The organism is Aquificaceae bacterium (assembly GCA_037722135.1).
In the GTDB taxonomy this organism is placed as follows: domain Bacteria; phylum Aquificota; class Aquificia; order Aquificales; family Aquificaceae; genus Pampinifervens; species Pampinifervens sericum.
The window spans coordinates 1-5,436 of the sequence record JBBKAW010000052.1 but is presented as its reverse complement, the minus strand read 5'-3'; the positions used below and the strand labels follow the sequence as shown (position 1 = coordinate 5,436).

Genomic DNA, 5,436 nt, shown 5'->3' with positions numbered 1-5,436 from the left:
GGAATTAGTGCAATTAGGTTGATAATCCACATAACTGTAGAGGTAAGAGGGTTTCTGAATGGATGTTTTTTTGATTTGAAAAACTTTTTTGTGTATATCCTATAAACAAGCGTATGCAAGTGAAGTGCGTCTGGCATCATTGTGGGGAACTTTTTCAAAAACTTTCTCCTATACATAGAAAAAAGCGTCTCCACTACTGGATAGCTATTAACCATAAGGGCAAACCATGGCGATACTTGTGGATTTCTCTCTACAAGCAAGATAGAAAGAGCACCAACGAGAAAACCAATTAGATAGGCACCACCGTCTCCTAAAAAGATAAGACCATAAGGATAGTTAAGCACAAAGAAGCCTATTATGGCAGAAACTATAAGGAGAGAAACATACAGGAGAGTTAGGTCATTGTGTTTGTAAGCTACGTAGGCAATGGCTAAAAGGTTTAGCACTGCGGTCATGCTGGCAAGTCCATTAAAGCCGTCTATTATGTTGTAGGCATTTACAAGACCTGCAAGGGCTATGGCAGTAAAGAGCAAGGAGAAGACCTGCAGGGTAAAAAGGTAGTCCACGTAGGGAATGTCTACCTTTGAGACGGAAAAGCCAGTAAGGAAAACAAAGGAAAGACCAGAGAGGAAAATTATGGCAAGTCTTTTTTGGGGACTTAGGCTTTTGGTGAGGTCCTCTATTATGCCTGCAAGAAAGGCAGGCAGGGAGCTAAGGAGTATGAGGGCAAAAAGAGGAAAGAGGCTTTTATCTTTGAAAAATAAAGGTGGTAGTGCAAGGCATAGGGATAGGAATATGGCAAGTCCACCAAGTCTTGGCGTGGGTCTTTGATGGAAGGTTTGGGGTCCTATATGCAAGTGGTCGGTTATGAAAGTCCTGACCTTGTTAGAGAGCAAGACTATGCCAAGGTTAATGAAAAGCGAAACTAAGAAGGCAAAAACTAAGATTAATAGCTTTGACTCTTGCACATTAATCCCTCCCTCATACTTTCAACACCACCTTTCCAAAATGCCTTGATTCTTCTAAATACCTGTGAGCCTCCTGAGCCTCTTCCAGTGGAAAGACCTTGTCCACAACCGGCTTTAAAAGACCTCTTTCAAAAAGCTCCGTTATCTTAAAGAGGTCTGCCCTTGGACCCATATAAACGCCAAGTAGCTCTATTTCACGCACAAAGATATATCTTATGTCTATCTGTGCCTGTGAGCCTGTGGTAGTGCCAAAAAAGACCAACTTTCCACCTCTTTTTAGACACTCCACGCTTTTCCAAAAGGTTTGCGTTCCCACATGGTCTACCACTATGTCTACTCCTTCCTTAAAAAGCTCTCTGACCCTTTTGACCACATCCTCTTGGTAGTGGTTTATGACCATATCCGCACCAAGCTCAAGGCATCTTTTGGCTTTCTCCTCTGAGCCTACGGTGGCTATAACAAAAGCTCCAAAGAGTTTTGCAAGCTGGATGCCTGCCACTCCCACACCAGAGGAGCCTCCCCATATGAGCACTCTGTGGTAAGGCTTTATGTGGGCTTTGTTAACCAGAGCGTTCCACACAGTCAAAAAGGTGAGAGGATAGCTACTTGCCTCTTCAAAGCTGAGGTTCTTTGGCTTTTTTATCACATTCCTTGCTGGGACGCTTATATACTGGGCGTAGCCTCCCTTTGACCTAAGACCTATAATGTCGTAATGCCTGCAGTGATTGTCCTGACCAGACTGGCATTCATAACACACACCACAGGAAAGCCCCGGTGCCACCACCACCTCATCACCCTCTTTTATGTCCCTTACAAGGCTTCCCACCTTTTCCACCACCCCGCTTATGTCTGAGCCAAGTATGTGAGGGAGCTCTGGCTTTATGGCAAGTGCTCCAGTTCTTACCCATATATCAAGGTGGTTTAGGGCTACCGCCTTAACCCTTATGAGAACCTCATCCTCTTTTATCTGAGGCTTGGGAAAGTCCTCCACAAGCCTTAGGTTCTCCACTCCACCAAAGTTTTCAAGAATAACCGCTCTCATGTTATGCTTATTATACTATGCGTATAGAGGATTTGAGAAACTCCGCTTGGAGGTTTAACGAGAGGCTAAACTTTGTAAGAAACAGAGGGCAGGTGCTTACAGAGGAATACGAGCATGTGGTAAAGGAGATAATCCAAAGAGTCCAAAAAGAGGGTGATAAGGCTATCATAGAATACACAAAGAGGTTTGATGGTCTTGAGCTCACTTCTGAGACTATGGAAGTCCCTTACGAGGAGCTTGAGAGGGCTTATAACGAGATAGAGGAGGATGTAAGGTCCGCCCTTGAGGTAGCTCATGAGAGGATAAGGAGGTTTCACGAAAGGCAGTTAGAGAGGAGCTTTTTCACAGAAGAGGAGGGTATTGTCCTTGGCAATAGGGTCTTACCCCTTGAGAGGGTGGGTATATATGTGCCTGGTGGGAAGGCGGCATATCCCTCTACCGTGCTAATGAACGCAGTGCCTGCGGTGGTGGCGGGTGTGGAAGAGGTTATTATGGTCTCTCCAAAGCCTAACCCCTATACCCTTGCTTCCGCCTTTATAGCAGGTGTAAGCAGGGTATACCAGATTGGTGGTGCTCAAGCTGTTGCAGGGCTTGCCTTTGGAACGGAAACCCTCCCCAAGGTAGATAAGATAGTAGGTCCTGGAAACATATTCGTAGCTCTTGCCAAAAAGCTCCTCTACGGCGTGGTGGACATAGACATGATAGCGGGACCCTCTGAGATACTCATAATAGCGGACGGTAGTGTAGACCCCAAGTGGACTGCCTCTGACCTTCTCTCTCAGGCGGAGCACGACGAGCTGGCGGGAGCTTTTATGATAACCACCGACGAAGAATACGCAAGGGAGGTCTCCCAATGGGTGGAAAAGCTCCTTGAAGACTTTCCAAGAAGGGAGATAGCCCAGAAGTCCATAGAGAGGTTTGGAACCATATTCCTTGTGGAAGACCTATACAAAGCCTGTGAGGTGGCAAACTACATAGCACCAGAGCATCTTGAGGTGCTTACAGAAGAGCCTTTTGCTCTGCTTCCTTACATAAAGCATGCGGGTGCGGTTTTTCTTGGCAAGTATGCAACAGAGCCTCTGGGAGATTATGTGCTTGGACCAAACCATACCCTACCCACAGGAGGGACTGCGAGGTTTTTCTCACCTCTTGGAGTCTATCACTTTCTAAAGAAAAGCTCTGTGATATACCTTTCTAAGGAGGGTTTTGAAAGGGTGGCGGACTATGCGGAAAGCATAGCAAAGGCGGAAGGGCTCTTTGCCCACTACTATGCGGTTAGAGTAAGGAGGGAGCTATGAAAAGACTGCTTTTGCTTTCCTTGCTTTTATCCTCTTGTGCTCCTCTTGTCTGTCCTGAGGGAGAGGAGGTCAAAAGAAATTACTCGGAGTATAAATCCCCCAACTCCTATACCGCAGACCTTTCCCTTAGGTATGGTCTTTTGAGAATTCCCATAAGGGTCCAAAAGTCTGAGGGTAAGTTTCTCATAAGCGGTGAAGGTAGGACTGGAGAGATTTCTCTTAACAACCTGTGCGTGGCGGGTGCTTGTATAGACTTACCTATAAGTCCAGATGGTGTGATATTTGGCACGGTGCTAAGGGGTGATGAGAAGATGGTTTGTTCCCGTTCTGGAGTTTCCTTTGAAAGGGACGATGGAGTGTTTAGGTCAAGGTATGTTTTCAAGGATGGAAGGCTTGCCTTGGCAGAGTTTTATGACACTAAAAGGGATAGGAAACTTACCCTTAACTACCTTGAGTGGTCAAAGGAAGGCTTTGCCAGAGCCATAAGGGTTCAGACAGAAGGTATAACCCTTACCCTCACGGTGGATAGTTTAAAATTTTAGCCATGTATCCCGTGCTTATAGAGATTTTTGGAATTAAGATATACACCTACGGGGTGCTTGTAGCCCTTGGTGCCCTTATTGCTTACTGGCTGGTGCTTAGGTTTGCAAAGAAGGAAGGCATAAACCCAAACCATGTGGAAAACACCCTTTTGCTTGCCCTCCTGCTTGGCATCTTCGGTGGAAGGCTTTCCTATGTGATAGAACATCCCGAGCATGTCCAAAGCCTTACGGATATCTTTGCCATATGGAACGGAGGTATGAACTTCTTTGGTGGTCTTGCAGGCGGAGTGGTGGGTGCGATCATTGGCATAATAAAATATCGCCTGCCCTTTTGGAAGACTGCAGACATGGCAGTGGTTGCCCTTAGCATAGCCCACGCTATTGGAAGGCTCGGATGCACTTCTGCGGGGTGCTGTTATGGAAAGCCCTTTCCCCTTGATGGCTCTGTGCTTCCGGGTATACACTTTTCAGACAAGTTTCCCTTCTTTTATGTGGTCTTCCCTCCCGGTGCGGTAGCACCTCCCTATATGCCTCTTTATCCCACTCAGCTTATGGAGTTTATGGGTTTAATGGCTATCTTCTTAGTTCTTCTCTTCGCCTATAGGAGAAAGCCCTTTGACGGCTTTGTCTTTTCCCTTTATATGCTTCTGTATGGCGTCCTTAGGTTTTTCCTTGAGTTTTTCAGAGGGGTGACGCCTCCCATAAGTGGCATAGGTCTCACGTGGAATCAGCTCGTTGCCCTGCTTATGATAGCTACCTCCATAGCCTTAGCCCTTTGGCTCTATAGGGAGGCAAGGCATGAAAAAGTGGCTTAAAAGGCTTTTGCTTTTTGGCATAATAGTTATGGTGCTTGGCTTTTTGGGTTCACTTCTTTCAAGGCTTCCAGTGGGAGACAAGGTAGCGGTCATAAAGGTAAAGGGTGCCATAATTGAGCCAGATAGGATAGTTTCAAAGATACAAAAGGCAAAGGAGGACAAAAGCGTCAAAGCCCTCGTTCTCAGGGTAGACAGCCCCGGCGGTTCGGTGGGAGCCTCTCAGGAAATATACAGAGCCCTTGAGGACTTTAAAAGCTCTGGAAAGCCCCTTGTGGTCTCCATGGGAAATGTGGCTGCCTCTGGAGGCTACTATATCTCCGCCCCCGCAGACCTTATCTTTGCCAACCCAGGGACTATAACGGGAAGTATAGGTGTGATAGTCCAACACACAGAGATAAAGGACCTACTTGAAAAACTCGGCATAAGGACAACTGCCATAAAGACGGGAAAGTTTAAAGACACCTTGTCTCCTTTTAGAGACCTCACGCCAGAGGAGAAGGAATACCTCCAAAAGACCATAGAGGACGCTTACGAGCAGTTTCTCCAAGCCATATTGAAATACCGTTCAAAGAAGATAAGCGAGCAAAAACTTAGAGAAATAGCGGACGGTAGAGTTTTCACAGGAAGAGTAGCCAAAGAGCTGGGTCTTGTGGATGAGCTTGGAAACCTTCAAGATGCCATAAACAGGGCAAAGCAGATGGCAGGCGTGCCGGAGGCAAGGGTCTTTTATATGGAAGACAGGAGAGGCTTTATAAGAAAGCTCATGGAAGA

Annotated in this window: 6 protein-coding genes; 4 read left to right on the top strand and 2 right to left on the bottom strand. The window is 46.4% G+C overall.

Features of this window, described 5'->3' with window-relative positions:
• Positions 1-968 (bottom strand): glycosyltransferase (locus tag WKI49_03890; GenBank protein ID MEJ7621642.1); only part of this gene is annotated, 968 nt, incomplete at its 3' end.
• A 13-nt stretch (positions 969-981) separates the two neighbouring features.
• Complete coding sequence (locus WKI49_03885; protein MEJ7621641.1) at positions 982-2,010, bottom strand: zinc-binding dehydrogenase; 1,029 nt, start codon at positions 2,008-2,010, stop codon at positions 982-984.
• Between the two features lie 17 nt (positions 2,011-2,027).
• On the opposite strand from WKI49_03885, the gene hisD reads away from it, so the two are divergent.
• From hisD to sppA, 4 genes are all read left to right on the top strand, one after another.
• Entirely contained in the window at positions 2,028-3,308 is a 1,281-nt protein-coding gene (gene hisD, locus WKI49_03880) for a histidinol dehydrogenase (GenBank protein ID MEJ7621640.1), read from the top strand.
• Positions 3,305-3,850 carry a hypothetical protein gene (locus tag WKI49_03875; GenBank protein ID MEJ7621639.1) on the top strand — a complete coding sequence of 182 codons (546 nt, stop codon included), beginning with the start codon at positions 3,305-3,307 and terminating at the stop codon, positions 3,848-3,850. Before hisD ends, WKI49_03875 begins: the two co-directional genes overlap by 4 nt.
• A 2-nt stretch (positions 3,851-3,852) precedes the next feature.
• Complete coding sequence (gene lgt, locus WKI49_03870; protein ID MEJ7621638.1) at positions 3,853-4,665, top strand: prolipoprotein diacylglyceryl transferase; 813 nt, start codon at positions 3,853-3,855, stop codon at positions 4,663-4,665.
• Positions 4,649-5,436 (top strand): signal peptide peptidase SppA (gene sppA, locus WKI49_03865; GenBank protein MEJ7621637.1); only part of this gene is annotated, 788 nt, incomplete at its 3' end. The genes lgt and sppA, both read left to right, overlap by 17 nt.

Excerpts from the sequence above, each read along its gene's own strand:
- lgt (MEJ7621638.1), top strand. The coding sequence starts at position 3,853 with ATGTATCCCGTGCTTATAGAGATTTTTGGAATTAAGATATACACCTAC.
- WKI49_03875 (MEJ7621639.1), top strand. The coding sequence starts at position 3,305 with ATGAAAAGACTGCTTTTGCTTTCCTTGCTTTTATCCTCTTGTGCTCCT.
- hisD (MEJ7621640.1), top strand. The coding sequence starts at position 2,028 with ATGCGTATAGAGGATTTGAGAAACTCCGCTTGGAGGTTTAACGAGAGG.
- WKI49_03885 (MEJ7621641.1), bottom strand. The coding sequence starts at position 2,010 with ATGAGAGCGGTTATTCTTGAAAACTTTGGTGGAGTGGAGAACCTAAGG.